General features: G+C 63.7%; 17 protein-coding genes. 5 read left to right on the top strand and 12 right to left on the bottom strand.

Going from position 1 to position 18,414, the window contains the following annotated elements; translation table 11 throughout:
* Position 1 precedes the first annotated feature (1 nt).
* From JQ627_RS01875 to JQ627_RS39510, 4 genes are all read left to right on the top strand, one after another.
* Positions 2 to 1,063, top strand: a complete 1,062-nt coding sequence (locus tag JQ627_RS01875; protein WP_212482451.1) for an ABC transporter ATP-binding protein — start codon at positions 2 to 4, stop codon at positions 1,061 to 1,063.
* Positions 1,060 to 2,697, top strand: a complete 1,638-nt coding sequence (locus JQ627_RS01880; protein ID WP_212482452.1) for an iron ABC transporter permease — start codon at positions 1,060 to 1,062, stop codon at positions 2,695 to 2,697. The genes JQ627_RS01875 and JQ627_RS01880 overlap by 4 nt, the downstream gene beginning before the upstream one ends.
* A 16-nt stretch (positions 2,698 to 2,713) precedes the next feature.
* Positions 2,714 to 3,769, top strand: a complete 1,056-nt coding sequence (locus JQ627_RS01885) for a low specificity L-threonine aldolase (protein WP_212482453.1) — start codon at positions 2,714 to 2,716, stop codon at positions 3,767 to 3,769.
* Positions 3,770 to 4,594: 825 nt separating this feature from the next.
* Entirely contained in the window at positions 4,595 to 4,717 is a 123-nt protein-coding gene (locus JQ627_RS39510; RefSeq protein ID WP_283817065.1) for a hypothetical protein, read from the top strand.
* 23 nt (positions 4,718 to 4,740) lie between these two features.
* On the opposite strand, the gene JQ627_RS01890 is transcribed toward JQ627_RS39510, so the two are convergent.
* The 10 genes from JQ627_RS01890 to JQ627_RS01935 form a co-directional block, all read right to left on the bottom strand.
* Positions 4,741 to 5,754 carry a formate dehydrogenase subunit gamma gene (locus JQ627_RS01890; protein ID WP_212482454.1) on the bottom strand — a complete coding sequence of 338 codons (1,014 nt, stop codon included), beginning with the start codon at positions 5,752 to 5,754 and terminating at the stop codon, positions 4,741 to 4,743.
* 42 nt (positions 5,755 to 5,796) lie between these two features.
* Positions 5,797 to 6,393 (bottom strand): formate dehydrogenase FDH3 subunit beta, encoded by a 597-nt coding sequence (fdh3B, locus tag JQ627_RS01895; RefSeq protein ID WP_212482455.1) that lies wholly within the window; start codon positions 6,391 to 6,393, stop codon positions 5,797 to 5,799.
* Positions 6,394 to 6,405: 12 nt separating this feature from the next.
* Entirely contained in the window at positions 6,406 to 9,348 is a 2,943-nt protein-coding gene (locus JQ627_RS01900) for a formate dehydrogenase subunit alpha (protein WP_212482456.1), read from the bottom strand.
* 13 nt (positions 9,349 to 9,361) lie between these two features.
* A complete protein-coding gene (locus JQ627_RS01905; protein WP_212482457.1) occupies positions 9,362 to 9,571 on the bottom strand; it encodes a twin-arginine translocation signal domain-containing protein in 210 nt (69 codons plus the stop codon).
* A gap of 29 nt (positions 9,572 to 9,600) precedes the next feature.
* The gene (locus JQ627_RS01910; RefSeq protein ID WP_212482458.1) at positions 9,601 to 10,362 is read right to left on the bottom strand and encodes a molecular chaperone TorD family protein; all 762 of its coding nucleotides are present in this window, start codon (positions 10,360 to 10,362) and stop codon (positions 9,601 to 9,603) included.
* 132 nt (positions 10,363 to 10,494) lie between these two features.
* On the bottom strand, positions 10,495 to 11,121 hold the full coding sequence (locus JQ627_RS01915; protein ID WP_212482459.1) for a DUF3306 domain-containing protein: 627 nt from the start codon (positions 11,119 to 11,121) through the stop codon (positions 10,495 to 10,497).
* Positions 11,118 to 11,633 carry a DUF3305 domain-containing protein gene (locus JQ627_RS01920; protein WP_212482460.1) on the bottom strand — a complete coding sequence of 172 codons (516 nt, stop codon included), beginning with the start codon at positions 11,631 to 11,633 and terminating at the stop codon, positions 11,118 to 11,120. The genes JQ627_RS01915 and JQ627_RS01920 overlap by 4 nt, the downstream gene beginning before the upstream one ends.
* Positions 11,630 to 12,637: a DUF6352 family protein gene (locus JQ627_RS01925; protein ID WP_212482461.1), complete on the bottom strand. Its 1,008-nt coding sequence runs from the start codon at positions 12,635 to 12,637 to the stop codon at positions 11,630 to 11,632. The genes JQ627_RS01920 and JQ627_RS01925 overlap by 4 nt, the downstream gene beginning before the upstream one ends.
* Positions 12,634 to 13,173, bottom strand: a complete 540-nt coding sequence (locus JQ627_RS01930; protein ID WP_212482462.1) for a DUF6505 family protein — start codon at positions 13,171 to 13,173, stop codon at positions 12,634 to 12,636. The genes JQ627_RS01925 and JQ627_RS01930 overlap by 4 nt, the downstream gene beginning before the upstream one ends.
* Entirely contained in the window at positions 13,170 to 13,937 is a 768-nt protein-coding gene (locus JQ627_RS01935; RefSeq protein WP_312015722.1) for a biotin/lipoate--protein ligase family protein, read from the bottom strand. The genes JQ627_RS01930 and JQ627_RS01935 overlap by 4 nt, the downstream gene beginning before the upstream one ends.
* 129 nt (positions 13,938 to 14,066) lie before the next feature.
* Here JQ627_RS01935 and JQ627_RS01940 point away from each other — a divergent pair, with 129 nt between their 5' ends.
* Positions 14,067 to 16,037, top strand: coding sequence for a 4Fe-4S binding protein (locus tag JQ627_RS01940; protein ID WP_212482463.1), 1,971 nt, complete (start codon positions 14,067 to 14,069; stop codon positions 16,035 to 16,037).
* Positions 16,038 to 16,056: 19 nt separating this feature from the next.
* Here JQ627_RS01940 and JQ627_RS01945 read toward each other — a convergent pair whose 3' ends face one another.
* Both JQ627_RS01945 and JQ627_RS01950 read right to left on the bottom strand, forming a co-directional pair.
* Entirely contained in the window at positions 16,057 to 17,346 is a 1,290-nt protein-coding gene (locus JQ627_RS01945) for a c-type cytochrome (protein WP_249142827.1), read from the bottom strand.
* Positions 17,347 to 18,196: 850 nt separating this feature from the next.
* Positions 18,197 to 18,406 carry a hypothetical protein gene (locus tag JQ627_RS01950; protein WP_212482464.1) on the bottom strand — a complete coding sequence of 70 codons (210 nt, stop codon included), beginning with the start codon at positions 18,404 to 18,406 and terminating at the stop codon, positions 18,197 to 18,199.
* Between the last annotated feature and the right edge of the window lie 8 nt (positions 18,407 to 18,414).

Genomic DNA, 18,414 nt, shown 5'->3' on the forward strand with positions numbered 1-18,414 from the left:
GATGACCGCGATCCGGATTGAAAACCTGACCCGCACCTTCGGCGCGGTGCGGGCCGTGGACGACATCTCGCTCGACATCAGGCATGGCGAGCTGTTCACGCTGCTTGGGCCGTCAGGCTGCGGAAAGACGACGTTGCTGCGCATGATCGCAGGCTTCGTCGATGTCGAATCCGGCTCCATTTGCTTCGACGGTCGGCGCATCGATGCTCTGCCCGCGCATCGCCGCGACACCGGCATGGTGTTTCAGAACTACGCGATCTTCCCGAACCACACCGTCGCCGAAAACGTGGCCTACGGGCTGAGGGCCAGGAAGGTTCCGGCTGCCGAGATCGCATCGCGCGTCGACAAGGCGCTCGAGCGGGTACGCCTTGCAGGTTACGGTCCGCGGTCACCACACCAGCTCTCCGGCGGTCAGCTGCAACGCGTGGCGATCGCCCGCGCGCTCGTGATCGAGCCCGCCGTGCTCCTGTTCGACGAGCCGCTGTCCAACCTCGACGCGCAGTTGCGCACCGAAATGCGGATCGAGGTCCGACAGCTGCAGCAGGCGCTCGGCCTGACTGCGATCTACGTGACGCATGATCAGGAGGAGGCACTCGCCATCTCCGACCGCATCGCGGTCTTGCGTCGCGGCAAGATCGAGCAAGTGGACACGCCGGAGCGCATCTATCGGATGCCGCAGACTGCCTTCGTCGCCGAATTCCTCGGCTCGACCAATATGGTGCCGGGCATCGCAGGAGCTTTCGACGGCCGTAACACGCCTGTCGCAGCAGCCGGAACGGAATTCACGGTCAGAGGCGAGGTCGCAGCGCCGGGCGCGCCGGTGTTGCTGTCGGTCAGGCCGGAGGCCCTGCGGCTGCGAGATGGTTCCGGTGGCTCGCTTGTGCATGCGCGTCTGGCGCTTCGTGAATTTCTCGGCCCGGTACAACGCCTCCACGCAACCCTGCCGGACGGCACCCAGATTCGGATCTCGGCGCTCGGCGGCCAGGCGCTCGATCTCTTGCCCGGCGCGCCGCTCTCCCTTGCCTACGATCCTGCCCAGATCACGGCGTATCCTGCGCCATGAAACGCTTCGCCACCATCGTGACGCTGGCGGCCCTGGTGCTGCTCGCGGTGTTTCTGCTCTACCCGCTGGCGCTCGTCCTGGATGCAAGCTTTCGGATCGACGGCACGGGCGGCCTGACACTTGGGAACTACGCAGCGATTGTGAAGAGCCGCTACTATCTCGGCAGCATCGGCAACAGTCTTTTCTGCGCCGCGCTCGCGACGGCCTTCGCATGCGCGATCGGCATCCCGCTCGCCTTCTGCCTTGCCCGGATCGACATACCGGGCCGCGCGCTGCTGCTGACGCTTGCGTCCTTGCCGCTGGTCCTGCCCTCGTTCGTCAGCGCCTACGCCCTCGTGCTGCTGTTCGGCCATGCTGGCGTCGTCACCACCACTCTGCGCGGGATCGGCATTCCGATCGGATCGATCTACGGCGTGCCCGGCATCGTCATCGTGTTCACGTTGACGCTCTATCCATACGTCGTCATGCCCGTGCTGGCCGGATTCCAGGCAGTCGACGCCTCGATGGAAGAGGCAGCCCGCAATCTCGGCGGCTCACGGCCCTATGTGATCCGCACCGTGCTGCTGCCCATCGTGATGCCGGCGATCCTTGCGGGCGGATTATTGGTGTTCATTGAGGCACTGGAGAATTTCGGCGTGCCAGCGGTGCTGGCTGAGGACCGGCCGTTCCTGGCCGTCGACATCTTCAAGCTGTTCGCCGGCGAATCTGATGCCAACCCGGCCGCGGCGGGCGCACTCAGCGTGCTCCTGATCGCCTGCACGGCGATCGCGCTGCTCGTTCAGCGGCACTACCTCGGCAAGCGCCGGTTTTCGACCAATGCCCGCAGCGCGCCCGCGAAGCTGCCTCTGACGCCCGGACTGCGGCTCACGGCCACGATCGTGAGTTGGGGCATTGTGATTGCCTCGCTGCTGCCGTTCACGGCCGTGTTGATGATCTCCCTCCTGCGCTTTCGCGGCCCTGTCCTGACCTGGGAGTTCGGATTGGGCAATTACGCCACCCTATTGTCCGGCTCCTATCGGCCGCTGCTCAACACGCTGACGCTCGCCAGCATCGCGGCCGTCGCCACCATGCTGATCGGCGCTCCGATCGGCTATGTCGTGGCCCGGCACCGCTCGCGCCTGTCGGGATTGCTCGATTTCGTCGGCATGGTGCCGTTTGCGGTCTCGGGCACGATCCTGGCGATCGGGCTCATCATCGCGTTCAACAGCGGTCCCTTGATTCTGACCGGCGGCTGGCTGATCCTGGTCATCGCCTATGTCGTCCGCAAGCTCCCCTTCGCGATCCGGTCGTCCTCGGCAATCGTGCACCAGCTCGATCCCTCGCTCGAGGAAGCCTCGATCAATCTCGGGGTCACGCCAAGCAAAACCTTCGCGACCCTGACCGTGCCGTTGATGGCCAGCGGCCTTGTCGGCGGGCTGGTGCTGGTCTGGATCACTGCGGCATCCGAGTTGAGCGCGACCATTGTGCTCTATGCCAGCGGCTGGGTCACCACGACCGTCGTGATGTACCATGCCATCGAGGGCACCGGCGCGGGTCTAGCGGCCGCCGCGGCCGCGGTGCTTATCCTCGTCACCGCGATCCCGTTGCTCCTGATCAATCGGCGCATCAACAAGCAGGAATCAACCGTGATATGACGGCAGGACAGGACGTATGAACGACGCAGCCCCGACGCTCCCGAATTTCCGCAGCGACAATGTCGCGCCGGTCAGCCCCGAGATTCTGCGAGCGATCGCCGAGGCCAATCGCGGCCCGGCCGCCGCTTATGGCGACGACGATTATTCGAGATTGTTGAATGCGCGCTTCTCGGAGCTGTTCGAGACCGCGGTCACCGTGTTCCCGGTCTCGACCGGTACGGCGGCCAACGCCTTGTCACTCGCAAGCTGCGCGCGGCCCTATGGCGCCATCTATTGTCACGAAGAGGCGCATATCCACACCGCGGAAGGCGGCGCGACCGAAGCCTTCACAGGCGGCGCGAAGCTCGTCGCCATGTCCGGCCGAAACTTTCGGATCGAGCCGTCGAGCCTGAGCGAAGCGCTGGGCCGGGCGGCCTGGGGAGTCCGCAACCGCTCCCAGCCCGATGCCGTGTCGATCACCCAGGCCAGCGAGTATGGAACAATCTATCCCCTCGCCGAGATCGCCGAAATCGGAGCAGTCGCCCACGACAGGAATCTGTCGCTGCACATGGATGGCGCCCGGTTCGCCAACGCGCTGGCGCGGCTCGATTGCAGCCCGGCCGACATGACATGGCGCGCTGGCGTCGACATCCTGTCCTTCGGGGCGACCAAGAACGGGGCGATGTCGGCGGATGCGATCGTGGTGTTCGACCAGGATCTCGTCGAATCCCTGTCCTATCGGCTTCGCCGCGCCGGCCAGACCTCGTCGAAGATGCGCTTTGCGTCGGCACAGCTGCTCGCCTACGTCGAGGATCGCCTGTACCTGCGGCTCGCGGCGAAGGCCAATGCCGTGGCCGCGCGTCTTGGAGCGGGTCTCGCTGCGCTGCCCGACGTTCAGCTCATTGCGCCAGTGGAAGCCAATCTGGTTTTCATCAACCTGCCCGCTTTGGCCATCAACCGTCTTGCAGCGAGCGGGCTGCAATTCGCGCGACGGGGCCAGGACGTAATCCGGTTCGTGGCTCGCTTTGACAGCACCGAACAGGAAGCCGACGATGTCATCGCGCTCGTCCATCGCGCAATTGCAGGAGGCTGAGAGCGATCATTCCTTAACCGGATCATTCTGCAGATAGTTGCCCCGCCCACCGTCACCCGCGCGCCTACAGTCTTCCAATTTTCGATTGCAGCTCCTGCGCAACAAGAGCATCGCCTGGCAAGGGACACACGCTCAACCAACTGCCACGCCCGTTAGCTGTACTGATCTTCTTTGATCTCCCGGTGCACACGTCGCGCACACGCCGCCTTCTAACCGCTTGAAAAACTTGAACTCTCGGTCCAATCCATTATCGGGACAGCGAAAAAGCGAAAGTCTCCTAATTTCAATAGCTTACCCTACACTCTTAATAGGATGAAGCATGAAGCTGCTGCACTCCAAACTAGCCGAAATTTGCGCATTTTGTACCCGTTTGCCCCCTCGATGCATGGAGTGCACACGGCCATGGCCAGCTTCACTCAATTGCCCTCCGGGAACTGGCCCGTCCAGGTCCGCCGCAAGAACCGCTATGTGTCAGAGACCGTTCGCCGTCGCAAGGACGGCGAAGATTGGGCGCTCGACCGAGAACCACTCGGTTAGGCGCGAACAAGGCCGCAACGCGGATTTCCTTTGAAGTCGCCCAGCGCGCGGAGCCGAAGGTCGTCACCAACTGGCTTCGCCGCGCACGCCTCACCGAGTTGACGATCGCAGATAGAGCGCCAGCTGCTTCAAATTTGTCGGTGTTCGGCAAGCCGCAATCGTCCGACATCACCCGGACGATGCCGCGTTCATCCGGCATGTAGGGCCCCCTTTGCCCGAAGACAACGTTTGTTCGCAGCCGGACATTCTGTATGATCGTTCGCGAGCCTGTTTGCCTGGAGGATCGCGATGAAGGCTTTCATGCTGGCCTGCGTTGCAACGATTGCGATCGCAGCAGTTGCAGTTGCAGTGCTGAACAGCGTACAGCAACCCGTCGCACAAGCCTTTGCTACGACGGGCGTGCGTCTGTAAATCAAGTCGGGGTTTCGACGGGGCTACTCCGCCGGGGAAGCGGCGCGGCGGCGTTGCGGCTGTGAGTCACCAGGACCGGTTCGTGCCGTCTGCTCATCCATCCACAGGCTGTGGTGCTCGCGCGCCCAGTTGACGTCCACTTCACCTGAACCCATCGCCTCGAAGGCACCTTCCATGCCGATCGTGCCGATATAGATGTGCGCGAGCATCGCGGCGATGAACAGCACCCCAACGATGGAGTGAACGATCTGGGCCATCTGCATCCCCTCGATCCCCGTCCCGTAGAACGGAAACATGAGCACGTAGCCCGTCCCGGCCACAAGTCCGCCACCGATCACGACGATCCAGTAGATCGCCTTCTGGCCGGCGTTGAATCGATAGGCCGGCGGATGATCATGACCGATCAATCCGCCTCCCCGCTTGGTCCACTCCACATCGACCTTGTTCGGGATATTGCCGCCGATCCACATCAGGAAAATCAGAACGACGCCGATGGTGAACGGGAAGCTCAGGTAGTTGTGGGCATACTTCGCCCATTGCGACCATTCGGAAAAGGCCTCAAAGCCGATCAGCGGCAACAGCAGCGGTCGCCCGAAGGTGATGTTCAGACCGGAGACCGCCAGAATGATAAAGCAGGTCGCAGTCATCCAGTGCACGAAACGCTCAAAGGTGTTGAAGCGCACGATGGTGCGGCCGGATCGTCCGCTTTCCAGCCGAACCATGCCGACGGCAAGATAGAAGACGACCAGCACCGCCAGCATTCCGACGATAGCGACACCGCCGATCCAACGCAGCAAGACGTTGCGGAATTCACGCCACTCGCGGCCTTGCGGCTGGACAAGCACGCTGGAACGCTGGTCGGGGATGCTGACGCGGCCCTGGATCCGGTCCAACTCTTGGAGCAACTGCCGTTCATTGACCGCGTCCGCGGTCGGGTTGATCTGCTGGCCCATTGACGGCGTAGGTGTCGCCGCGATCAACAGAAGCAATGCCCACGCGCCGATAGCGAGGCGAATGAACCTTCCAAATGACGGCATAAGTTCCTCCCGGCATTCGAGCCGCGCGGATCGCGGCCTCCTTCAGGACTCGATCGTCTCGCGATAAGCGGTCTTCCAGCCCCATGCCCCCGAGCCATAGCCACGCTTCAACACGCGTTCCTTGTAGATGCTGGCGATGATCTCGCCATCACCGGCGAGCAGCGACTTGGTCGAGCACATTTCGGCGCACAGGGGCAGCTTGCCTTCGGCGAGACGGTTCGCGCCGTACTTTTCGTATTCCTCCTTGCTGCCGTCGGCCTCGGGACCGCCGGCGCAGTAGGTACATTTGTCCATCTTGCCGCGCGAGCCGAAATTGCCGACCTTCGGATATTGCGGCGCGCCGAATGGGCAGGCGTAGAAGCAGTAGCCGCAACCGATGCAGAGGTCCTTGGAGTGCAGCACCACGCCGTCGGCGGTGGTGTAGAAGCAATTGACCGGGCACACCGCAGCGCAGGGTGCATCGGTGCAGTGCATGCACGCCATCGAGACCGAACGTTCGCCCGGCTTGCCGTCATTGATGGTGACGACACGGCGCCGGTTGATGCCCCAGGGAACCTCGTGCTCGTTCTTGCAGGCTGTCACGCAGGCGTTGCACTCGATGCAACGGTCGGCGTCGCAGAGAAACTTCATACGTGCCATCGTCGTTGCTCCTTATGCCGCCGCGATCTGGCAAAGAGTGACTTTGGTCTCCTGCATGTTCGTCGCGGGATCGTACCCGTAGGTCGTGATCGTGTTCGCGCTTTCGCCGAGCACGATCGGATCGGTACCCTTGGGGTAATTGCTGCGAAGATCCTTGCCCGCGAGCCAACCGCCGAAGTGGAAAGGCATCCAGGCAACGCCCTTGCCGACCCGCTCGGTGACCAGCGCCTTCATCCTGGCCTTGGAGTTATTCTCCGCGCCGGTCACCCAGACCCAGCCGCCGTCCTTGACGCCGCGCTCGGCGGCATCGGCCGGATTGATCTCGATGAACATGTCCTGCTGCAATTCGGCGAGCCAGGGATTGGTCCGCGTCTCCTCGCCGCCGCCTTCGTACTCGACCAGACGGCCAGACGACAGGATGAGCGGAAACTGTTTTGCAATTCCCTTCTCCATCGCAGCCTTCTGCACGGAGAAGCCGATATTGGGCACCCGGAACTGCTTGGCATCTGGCAGCGTCGGATATTTGGCGACCAGGTCGACGCGCGGCGTATAGATCGGCTCGCGGTGGACCGGAATGGGATCGGGCAAGCCGAACGCATTCATGCGCGCCTTGCCGTTGCCGTAGGGAACGCAGCCATGCGCGAGCGCGACGCGCTGGATGCCGCCCGAGAGATCGAGCGACCACGACACCGCGTCCGGAGTGGCCGGATTGATCTTGTTGATCGTCGCCATCTCCGCTTCCGTGAGCTCCGTGTCCCAGCCGAGCTTCTTCAGGACCGCCAGAGTGAATTCCGGATAGCCGTCCTCGATTCCCGAACCCTTCGAGTACGAGCCGTCCGCGAGCAGGCTTACTTTCCGCGTCGTGCCGTCCGGCAGCTTCTCTTCGCGCTCCACGCCGAAACGCGGCCGGAACGTGCCGCCACCGTCCATCACGTGCAGGTTGGTGTTGTAGAGCAGCGGCGTGCCGGGATGCTTGACCTCGGGCGATCCCCAGCACGGCCAGGGTAGACCGTAATAGTCGCCGCCCACTTCAGGATCGTCCTTGGGCGCTCGCATCGTCAGCATGTCGAACTTCGCCTGGTTCTTCATATGCGCCTTGAGGCGCTCGGGCGATTGCCCGCAATAGCCGGTCGACCAGCTGCCGCGGTTCATCTCCCGCAACAGATCCTCCGCCTCAGGCAGATTGTTCTCGATCTTGATGTTCTTGAACATCTTGTCGGCGAAACCGAACTTTTTCGCGAATAGATAGATGATCTCGAGATCGTCCTTCGATTCGAAGATCGGCTTCACGATCTGCTCGCCCCATTGAAGCGAGCGGTTGGAGGCAACGCGCGAACCCTTGCACTCGAACTGCGTGGCGACTGGGAGAATGTAGACGCCATCCTTGCGTCCCGCCTCGACTGCGAGCGAGGCCCAGGTCGTCGGATGCGGGTCAGCGATGACGAGCAGCTCGAGCGCCTTCAGGCCGTTCAGGGATTCGGGAATTCGGGTGATGCTGTTGGAAGCGTGTCCCTGCACGAACACCGCCCGCACATTGTCTTTCTGCGCGACCTGATCTTTCGGCAGCGTCACCGCTTCGAACCAGCGGGTCAGCGGGATGCCGGGGGTCTCCATGATCTGCTTGGAATCGAAGCGCGACTTCAGGAAATCATAGTCGACCTCCCACACCCGAGACCAGTGCTTCCACGCGCCTTCGGCAAGCCCGTAGTAGAACGGCAGCGTGACGATATCGAGCCCGACGTCGGTCGCGCCTTGCACGTTGTCGTGGCCACGGAAGATGTTGGCGCCCATGCCCGCTCCGCCGACATTGCCGGTCATCAGCAGCAGGATGCAACTGGCGCGCACGTTGGCGGTGCCGACGGTCTTCTGGGTCTGGCCCATGGCCCAGATCAGCGTGGCCGGCTTCTCGGTGGCAAACATCTTGGCGACGCGCTTGAGCTGCTCGCCAGGAATGCCGGTGACGCGCTCGACTTCTTCCGGATTCCACTTCTCCACCTCTTTTCGGAGATCGTCGAATCCATACACCCGCTGTCGGATGAACTCCTTGTCTTCCCAACCGTTCTGGAGGATGTGCCACATCATGCCGTACAGCACCGGGATGTCGGTGCCGGGCCGCATCCGCACATATTCGGTCGCATGTGCCGCGGTTCGCGTCAGGCGCGGGTCGATGACGACAAAGTTGGCCTTTTGCAGCTCCTTGCCTTCGAGCAGGTGCTGCAACGAGACCGGATGCGCCTCGGCGGGGTTGCCGCCTAAAACGACCTGCGTCTTGGCATTACGAATGTCATTGTAGCTGTTGGTCATCGCGCCGTAGCCCCAGGTGTTGGCGACGCCGGTGACGGTGGTCGAATGGCAGATGCGGGCCTGGTGATCGGTGTTGTTGGTTCCCCAGAACGCGCCGAGCTTGCGGAACAGGTAAGCGCCTTCGTTCGTCATCTTGGCCGAGCCGAGCCAATAGACGGAGTCAGGGCCCGACTTCTCGCGCACGACCTGAAGCTTGTCTCCAATCTCGTTGATCGCGGTATCCCAGGAGACGCGAGTCCATTGCCCGCCGACCAGCTTCATCGGATAGCGTAGCCGCCGCTCGCTGTGCACGAGTTCGCGGACAGAGGCGCCCTTGGCACAATGCGATCCGCGATTGATCGGGGAATCCCAGCTGGGCTCCTGGCCGATCCACACCCCGTTCAACACCTCCGCCGTCACGGTGCAGCCGACAGAACAATGCGTGCAGATGCTCTTGCGGACGGTGGCGCCCGCGGTGAGCGGCCCCGCGGCGGCCGCCTCAGCCTTGCGCACGCCGCCGACAGAGATGGTGCCGAGCGCTGCGAGCGCGCCGCCGGCAAGACCGGATTTGCGCAGGAAGCTGCGACGGTCGAGGCCGCTGGCCTGACCTGCAAGGGTGTCTGCGACGGAGCCGCGGCGCAGGGAATGCTGGTGTGTTCGCTTGATGAGCACGGTCGCCTCCCTCTCAGGTCGGATAGCGATTGACGCGGTAATAGGCCTTCACGTGATCGGATTCCTTGTAGCGCGCCTTGCGCTTCTCATCGTTGCTCTCGCTGTCGGCCTGCGCAGACCCGACGAGCGGTGTCGCGAGTGTGGCGCCGGCGCCAACCGTGCCGATGCCGACCTTGCGAAGGAAATCGCGGCGCCCGACCGCGGCTTTGTTGTCTTCACTCATCGCTTCCCTCCCGGACCAGCACGCGCTCGTCAGTTGGCGAACGTGAATGCTTCCGTCTCGATCTCGATAAACAGGCGGCCCAGTGCGCCGACCGCACGGTAGAAGCTGGCGTTGTCCGCACTCTCGATGTCGGCGAACAGGCGGCCCATCCAGGACCCAACATGCTTCTCGAAGAAGGCATGCTGCGCCTCGCCGGTCGCCTCGAACCGCCCGCTTGCAAAACCCGACATGATCTCGCACAGGATCGCCGCGTGATCTTCAGGCTCGAAATTGTTGGCAACACGCTCGATGCCGAGCGCGGCGAGGTCTGCGCGCAGGCGCGACAGCGGACGCTCGTTGAGAAAGCCGGTGAGATAGTAGGAGGCATAGGGCAAGAATTCGCCGCGCCCGAGCCCCACGAAGAGGTCGAAATATTCGCGTTCGAGCTCAGCCGGGACCGCGCGAGAGGCAGCTTCCGCGAGTGCAGCATGCGCGCGTCCAAGCGGCGTCGCATCCGCACCCACGGCAGCAAGTTGATCAAGCAGCCTCTTCGATGGCGCTGCGGACACGAGCATCGCAAGCAGCGCGTATTCCTGCGCACGTGCGGCATCAATGGGGTCGATCGGCTCGACGTAAAGATCGGGCCGCAACTGATCGCGTGACACGCCCGTTGCAGCTTCGACTGCAATCACCCGTTGTGCGGGCACCTTGACCCAGTTCGAAACGGACGGCTGGCTGACGCCGATTTTACGCGCAAGCTCCGCAACGCCGCCGACGGCGTCAATGGCGCGATCAAGCCCTTCGTCACGCATGTGGGGTCTCCCATCAGAGTCCCGTCTGCCCGATTATTGCTTTTGTTACAAAGAACTAGCGCAGCGTAGTCCCGGTTCCGCGGATGGTCAACGCGGCAGCATAGCCGGAGGCTATGGCTTTTAGTCGTGCATCTAGGATGGCAGCGCGCCGCCATGTGTGCGCCGCCGCATGGCAGCGCGTTCGCCTTCCGTGTCTGTGGCCACCGCCGGTTGCGGTGCCGCAGACACGGGCATGGATTCCGTTCCGGCAGATTTGTCCTTCGCGGCCGCAACCGTTGCAGGTTCCGCCTGCGGCAATTCCGGAGAAGAATCATCGGTTTCGAGGCGTGCATCCGACAGCGATTGGGCCGCCTTGCGCGCCCCGCCAACGATGCGGTCAACCAGTGCGGACAGCTCTCCTTCGGAACAATCCAGCGGTCCAAAGCCCGGCATCGCGTTCGGGTCGTTGAAGTCCCAGGCGTTCTCGGCGAGGCCGACGAAGTCGCGAATGGCGGGATCGGCGCTCCAGGCGCGACGAAGCGCCGCGCGCGTCAGCTCTTGTGGGATTCCCTTGCGCAGGAATGCGGTCATGTCCGTTGCTGAGGTGATCTGATCAATCGACGGCAGGCTCGATAGATCAAACTCGGGCGCGTTTTCCTCGGCGGCGGGCCGCGGCATCGACGGCACCTCGTCGTGCATTCCCGGTTCAGGAGGCGTTGCGCTCGTCTTTGCCTGCTGCTTGCGGCGGGACCAGCGCGCCAGGAATCTGTCCTCGCTCATTCGTGTCCGCCTTCATGCTGTCGGCGCGCAAGCGCCTCGGGATCGGTTCGCCGTCTCTCGCGCTTGAAGAACTCGCGCTCGACATGGTGCTCGGTGATGAAACTTTCAATCGCCTCGCGCAGCATCTCCGGCATGGCGACTGCTTCGACCAGATTGGCGCCGGCCTCGGTAAACGCTTCCCCTTCCGCGGGATCCGCGGTGGCGGCAGCCACCGAATAGGGCCAGGCACCATCTGCAGGCGCCAGAACGATCCAGATGCCCGGACTGCGCGATGCGAGATTGTCGCGATAGCGCGCAGTCTCGGACGGATAGAGATCGACCGTGGCACTGCCGGCATAGAACAAGGTCGTCCCGTCTTCCTCGCGAAGGACCGTCCAGGGCTTTGTGTCCGGCTCGTCCGGCAGGACAGCGACGCCGCGCCAGACGAAGTCGACCCATGGTGAGTCCGCCTTGGACCGCTCGACGACGACGCCGACGAGAATGCGCACCAATGGCAGCGTGGTGGGGTTCACATCACCATCTCCAGCCGTTTGATCGGCAGCCCGGTCAGCAGATTGTGCGGCTTCATCCGGAGTTTCTGGTCAGGCGTCATCGCCAGGATAAGATAGACAGGCTCCCCCCGCATCTCCTTTGTCACCTGCTCCCCATCCGCAATTGTCAGCCGAAACAGCGCGAGCACGCGGCCGGCGCTGCGCTCGTCGAGTTCCTCGCCAGACCAGAGACGGTCGCCGAGCCCGGTGGCATCGGCATCGAGCCCGACATACCAGGTGAGCCGCACCTCGTGCATCTCGCGCAGCGGCGAGATGGTCACGTCGGTCCCGAGCAGATGGGAGATCCAACGCGCCATTGCCTGAGCCAGCGCCGCCGGCCCTCGACCGCCAGCCGTGAGGTCGAACGCCATGTCGAACCCGTCGCTCCGCTGCCAATAGCCGTCGGCGGTCTCCTCGCTCAGGACATCGAGCTGGGCATCATGCGTGGCGCCCAGCATCGACATCAGCGAGAGCACCGGCGTTGGGTGTCGTCCCCCGACGAACTCTTCGTCCCCGAGCAGCAAGGCCTGCTCGTGCGGAAGAATCCGTTGCGGGCGGAAGAACAATTCCGCGGCGCGCAGCACGAATGGATCGTCACAGGCATCGAGCGCGTTGCGCAGGATCACGTGAACCATCTGGTTGACGAACAGCGGCGGCAAGTCGCTTCTGCGTGAGCGGACAATTTCAAGATAGGCAGCTTCCAGCGTCGGATGTCGCAACAAGAGATCGCGAAAGGCCATCACGAACTGCCAATTCTCCTTCGCATCCTGGTCGGCGATTCCGGCAAGTTCGCCGACGCCCACCGGAAGGCGCGGATTGGCGAGCAGCTGCCGGTGCAACCGGCGCTCGAGCGGGCACGCATCGTCCGGCGGCATCAGCTCGGGACGAGCAAAGTATGCCTTCAGGAATTCGTCTGTCACGCAGAGCCCACCGCTCTCGTCGCGATCGAGCAGATGGTGGCCGCAGGTGATCCAGAAATCGTTCATCGGCGCCGCAACTCCCTGCTCAAATCCACGAGGTTGAGATCGCCGTCCGGCTCGGCGTCATTCTCGATCTCCATGAATGAGAAGGCCCTGCCGTGCCCCTGCCCCTCCCGCAACTGCAGCCTCCTGAAAGTCTCGCGGATTTCGCCGTGAGCCGTGGTGCGGTGCACAGCAATGAGCGAACTGATCGGATGCGTGCAGAGCGATTGTGCAAAGACAATTTCCTCTTCCGCGGCCGCCCGCGCGGTCGCGATGTCCGGCGCACCAAGGCGGTCGATCAATTGCGCAGCAAGGAGGTCGACCAGCGTCCGACGATCGGCCTCCGTCGCTGGAACGATCTGCACCAGCGTCGACCAGCCCCAGGATTGCACACCGAGAAAGCCGCCGCGGAGGGCCGCACGTGCCTTTCCGCCCAGCGTCGCCGGATCCTGGTCGCAGAAACGGAAGGCGCCGGACACGGCCCATTCGCCAGGCTCGGCCGGCACATCGAACACAAAGGTGTCGGACGGATCGAGCGCGATGGTGCGCAACAGTTTCACGAGCTTGGCCCTCCGAGCTTCGGGTCAAGCCAAGCCGGCGCTGCGAGAGCTTTCACGAGTTCCCGCCGCTCAATCCTGTTCGTGCCAATGCGGCGCGTCACGAGGTCCCCGCGATCATCGATCCGCTGAAGCGCTTGCCGTTCGCGTGGCACCCGGCTGAGATAGTCGTGAGCGATGCTGTCGAAACCCTCCACTCGCCAACCATCGATCGCCCGCATCAGGTGACGGGCAAAACTCTCGGTCACCTGTACGGCGCCCGCCTCGCCAAAGCCTTCCTGGTCCAGCGCCGCGGCCAACGGATGAATGCTCGGTTCCTGATCCGTCATCGCAACGGTCCGGATCATGGCGCCGAACACAAGCCAGGCGGGCGGCTCGTCCTCGCCTCCGGACGATGGCCATCCCATTCGCCCGCCACCGACCAGTCCCCCGTCGATCCTGACCGCATCAGGCCAATCGATCGCCACCGCCTTGTTCGGCGGCGCATAGGCGCGAAGCGCGTCGGTAAGCGCCACCATGCCGGCGTAGAAGGCGCGGCGCGCGCCGCGCAAGGGCTCGACCGGCTCAAGCACCACGGCGAACTCGGCGAGGTCGAACCGACCGACATAGACCAGCGTGCCTGCGCCACTTTCGGGTGCAATGCGGCAAGCATGGGCAAAGGCATCACCGCTCTCGCGAAGCCGAACGAGCGTGAACGGCGGCGGCAGACGGATCGGTTCCGCGAGGGAAACGTCACTGGTTGGGATTGACGGCAGGCCGTCCTCCACATTCCATTTCTTCCCGATTGGTAATATCTATACGAGGCGATGGATCGGCGCGAGTCCGCCATCATTGTGGGAGAGGCTAACCTGGAGCAACCAGCGAAGACCGTCCTGATCTGCTCGTGCGAAGACACGATGCACCTCGACACGGCTGCGATCCGGCGTGGCTGTCCCAGCTGCGATATCAGAAGCTTTCGCCATCTCTGCGGCGCCGAGATCGATCACTTCCGCAGCGCCGCAAAGGCAGGTGGTCCGCTGACGGTGGCTTGCACGCAGCAGGCCGCGCAGTTTTCCGGCGAGGCCTGCGAACGGCCTGACGGGATCACCTTCGCCAACATCCGCGAGACCGCAGGCTGGGCGCGCGACGGCGCGCAAGCGGGACCGAAGATGGCGGCGCTGCTCGCCGCAGCGTCCGTCGCCATTCCGGACTATCCGCTCGTCACCCTGTCGAGCGACGGCGTCATCCTAATCTATGGGCGAGACGAGGCGGCGATCGAGGCGGGCCAGCTGCTCGCCGACCATCTCGACGTGACGGTCATGTTGAAGCAGCCGCAAGGCGTTACGCCGTCCGCGGCGACGGTCTTCCCGATCGTGAAAGGCACGATCCGCAACGCCAAGGGCCATTTCGGCGCCTTCGAGCTCACGATCGACGACTACGCCCGCCCGCACCCTTCCTCGCGCGATCGCTTCATCTTCGAGACGCCACGCAATGGTGCGCTATCCCGCTGCGACCTCGTACTGGATCTATCCGGTGGCATGCCTCTATTTCCTGCCCATGACCTGCGGGACGGCTACCTGCGCGCGGATCCTGGCGATCCGGCCGCCATGCTTCGCGCCGTGCTGAAAGCGCGCGATCTCGTAGGAAGCTTCGACAAGCCGAAATACGTCAACTTCACTGCCGCGCTCTGTGCGCATTCGCGTTCAGAGCGTATCGGCTGCCATCGGTGCCTGGATTTGTGCCCGACGGGAGCGATCACGCCGGCCGGCGATCATGTCACCGTCAACGCGGAAGTCTGCGCCGGATGCGGTCAGTGTGCTGCGGCCTGCCCGACCGGCGCGGCCGCTTATGCCCTACCGCCCGCCGACACCCAGTTGCACCGGCTCCGCGCGATGCTGCTGACCTATCATGACGCCGGCGGCACCCAGCCGGTGCTGCTGTTTCATGACGGACAGCACGGCGACGCGCTGATCGATGCGCTGGCCCGCCATGGTGACGGTTTACCGGCGAATGTGCTGCCTTGCGCCGTGAACGAAGTGACACAACTCGGCCTTGAGGCCGTCGTGGCAGCCTTTGCCTATGGCGCGGCCGCCGTCCGCTTCCTGTTGCGGGCCAGGCCGCTGCACGATTTGACAGGACTTTCGCAGACCATTGCCATGGCGGGTGCCGTTCTCACCGGCCTCGGATTTGCCGGGCGCCGCGTCGCGACCATAGAGGCGGACGACCCCGGCGCATTAGATGCAGCGCTGCGGGCGATCGAGCCGCTCGCGACCGTCGGTCAACCCGCAACCTTTAGGACCGTCGGCAAGCGGCGCGATCTGCTTCGATTTGCCCTTGGCGAACTGCACCGCGCCGCCCCGAGCCCGACGGACGTGATTGCACTGCCCCAGGGCGCTCCCCTTGGCGCCGTCAGCGTCAACATCGAGGGCTGCACGTTGTGCCTGTCCTGTGTTTCCGTCTGTCCGACCGGCGCGTTGCGCGATGATCCCGAGCGTCCTGTGCTCAAATTCGTCGAGGATGCCTGCGTGCAATGCGGCTTGTGCCAAAGCACCTGCCCGGAAAGAGTGATCACGTTGACGCCGCAGATCGACTTTCGCGCCTCCCGCGCCCCGGCCCGGGTGATCAAAGAGGAGGAGCCCGCGCTATGCGTCCGATGCGGCAAGCCGTTCGGCGTCAAGAGCACGATCGACCGTGTCACGGCGAAGCTCGAGGGTCGGCACTGGATGTATCCAGCCGGCGACAAGCGGCTCGATGCGCTCAGGATGTGTGCCGACTGCCGTGTCATCACCATGAACGAGCAGCAGTTCGATCCATTCGCCGGCACCACCGAACGAGCGCCGCCACGGACCACCGACGATTATTTGCGCCAGCGAGACAGCAAGAGCTAAGGCGGCGCATTCGCGCTCGCTATTTCACGGTCGCGCGGGCCAGAAAATCCGTGAGCACCCGGCGATCTTCGGCAGAGCCGATCCGCTGCTCCGGCATCTTGGTGCCGGGCGTATAGGCATTCGGACCGATCTCGAACAGTCTCGCGACCGTCTCGGGCGTCCAGACGATGTCCATCGCCCTGAGTGCATCGGAAAAGCGATAGCCCGGCAGCGAGGCGATCCTTCGGCCGTATAATCCCGCCAATGTCGGCCCCGCACGCTGCGTTTCCTTCTCCGACAACGTGTGGCAAGCCACGCAGGCGCGAAACACCTCGGCGCCGGGGTCGCCGGCATAGGCCGCCATGGGATCGGCCGGAGCGCCCGGCAGATTCGAGCCGACCGGTTCGCCGGTGCGCGCATTCCAGCGCCGGATCTTTCCGTCGGCACCGCCGGTCAGGAGGGTTTCGCCATCAGGCAGGAATGCAACCGACCAGACCGGCCCGACCAGTCCCACCACCCTGCGCAACACGGCACGAGCTGTGCGATCGATGATCGTCACCGCGCCACCCACGCTCGCAGCCGCGATCAATGCACCATTGTTGGAGATGGCAAGAGCCACGATCGGCGAGGCCCCGGCGCCGACCTCGCCAAGATCCTTGCCCTCGGCGCTCAGCATGCGCAGCCTGCCGTCGGCCGCCCCGACGACGATTTCACCGTCGCCCGCGATGACGACGGCATTCAATGGGGCCGGCAGCGCAATCGTTTCGACGGTCGCACCCGGGAGGCGCCAGATCCGGAGCGTGAGATCGTAGCCGACGCTGACGAGCGACTTGCCGTCGGGCGCGAAAGCAACGCCGTTGACGTTCTGCGAATGACCTTCCAGCACGCGGTGCGTGCCGTCGGTCAGTGACCAGAGCCGCACCGAGTGATCCCAGGATCCCGAAGCGATCATCCCGCCGTCGGGCGAGATCGCCAATGCGACGACAGGCGCCTGATGTCCCTGCAGCACCGCGTCAGGCTGTTGTTGACCGGCCGTCCAGATCGCGATGCGCGCGTCCGCGCCGGCGGTCACCATCCGCCGGTCGGCGAGGAAACCGACCGCGTTCACCGCCTCCGAATGAAACCGCAACACCTGCTCCGCGGATTCGCTTGCAAGCGACCATCTGATGGCGGCGGTGTCGAACCCGCCAGACAAGAGGCTCTTGCCATCGGCCGAAACAGCAATGGTCCTTACTGGCCCGCCGTGTCCCATCATTTGCGCACGAGCTGTCTGCACCGGGATGAAGAGCGAGGCGATGACGATCAACGGGACGAAACGTGAGGAATTCATCAGCGATCCGAAGCTGCGCCGAACGAACCAGAACCGCTTCTTATTCTGCCTGAATTCGCGCTTCACACAAACGCGTCACTTGTCCGGCGCGACGACAGTCTTGTTCGATCCGTCCGGAGCGGCTTGCATGCCGGGCGGGCTCTGTCCTTGCGGACTCTCAGCGGGCGCACCACCCGATCGGGTGTCGACCGGGCCGGTCCAGCCTTGCGGCTGCAACTGACCTTTATCCTCAGGAGCAGTTCGCCCCGCACCAACAGTGGCCGGATCCTTGATGCGTTGGTCCGTTTGGGCAAGCGCCAGTCCGTAGCTTGAGCACGCCGCCACACATACAAGGATCGCGAATCGCCACATGAGCAGACCCATTCAATTTGATTCAGCTCAACGACTGGCGGTCCGCCCCGTTCCATGATGCACAATGACACACCCGCTTGAACGGCGGCATGCCGGGTTCTAGATTTGTATTTGAGGCTGCGAGGGCCTCAGTCATGCAAATGCTATCCAAAGGGTATTTGCTGGTAATTTCGCACTTGCGAGGCCTGCGTGCCTTGCTGTCTTCAACCGACGATCCGGCGACTAGAGAGCCCTCGTCGATACTCATCTTCGTCGCGGTCGTGCTGGCCCTGCTACTGGCGATACTGGAAGTCGACCAGCACAGCGCAGCCCTCCACTCCCTGGGACTGCTCAGCGACCCGACCGCTACCCAACCCGGTCTCAGTCTCATGGGCCCTTGACGGGTCAGGGATGCTTTCGGATCAATCCATCGAAGCCCCCTCGGAAACCTCCGGCAGCCTCCTTCCTCGCATGGCGGGGCTTGGCCGCTCCGCAAGTAAAGGCCCATTCCATTGCTCGACTAGCGTGGCATCGACTCGCGCGGAAACACCAGCGAACGATCATCGAAATCCTGCACCGGGAGTTTGTCCGCCTGCACTCCGGCTTGCATGCCGCCAGGTCGGGCCGCTCCAATGGTCCCATTGATTGACGATACGTGTGATCGCGGCAGGGTTGTTGCGGCAACGAGCGATGCGACGGCAATCAGTCCGCAAAGCATCAGGCGCTTCATGGCAATCT

This window comes from Bradyrhizobium liaoningense, assembly GCF_018130785.1.
Lineage (GTDB): Bacteria > Pseudomonadota > Alphaproteobacteria > Rhizobiales > Xanthobacteraceae > Bradyrhizobium > Bradyrhizobium liaoningense_A.

Coding starts and splice junctions, on each gene's coding strand:
- JQ627_RS01875 (WP_212482451.1), top strand. CDS start 2: ATGACCGCGATCCGGATTGAAAACCTGACCCGCACCTTCGGCGCGGTG.
- JQ627_RS01880 (WP_212482452.1), top strand. CDS start 1,060: ATGAAACGCTTCGCCACCATCGTGACGCTGGCGGCCCTGGTGCTGCTC.
- JQ627_RS01885 (WP_212482453.1), top strand. CDS start 2,714: ATGAACGACGCAGCCCCGACGCTCCCGAATTTCCGCAGCGACAATGTC.
- JQ627_RS39510 (WP_283817065.1), top strand. CDS start 4,595: ATGAAGGCTTTCATGCTGGCCTGCGTTGCAACGATTGCGATCGCAGCA.
- JQ627_RS01890 (WP_212482454.1), bottom strand. CDS start 5,754: ATGCCGTCATTTGGAAGGTTCATTCGCCTCGCTATCGGCGCGTGGGCA.
- fdh3B (WP_212482455.1), bottom strand. CDS start 6,393: ATGGCACGTATGAAGTTTCTCTGCGACGCCGACCGTTGCATCGAGTGC.
- JQ627_RS01905 (WP_212482457.1), bottom strand. CDS start 9,571: ATGAGTGAAGACAACAAAGCCGCGGTCGGGCGCCGCGATTTCCTTCGC.
- JQ627_RS01910 (WP_212482458.1), bottom strand. CDS start 10,362: ATGCGTGACGAAGGGCTTGATCGCGCCATTGACGCCGTCGGCGGCGTT.
- JQ627_RS01915 (WP_212482459.1), bottom strand. CDS start 11,121: ATGAGCGAGGACAGATTCCTGGCGCGCTGGTCCCGCCGCAAGCAGCAG.
- JQ627_RS01925 (WP_212482461.1), bottom strand. CDS start 12,637: ATGAACGATTTCTGGATCACCTGCGGCCACCATCTGCTCGATCGCGAC.
- JQ627_RS01940 (WP_212482463.1), top strand. CDS start 14,067: ATGCACCTCGACACGGCTGCGATCCGGCGTGGCTGTCCCAGCTGCGAT.
- JQ627_RS01945 (WP_249142827.1), bottom strand. CDS start 17,346: ATGAATTCCTCACGTTTCGTCCCGTTGATCGTCATCGCCTCGCTCTTC.
- JQ627_RS01950 (WP_212482464.1), bottom strand. CDS start 18,406: ATGAAGCGCCTGATGCTTTGCGGACTGATTGCCGTCGCATCGCTCGTT.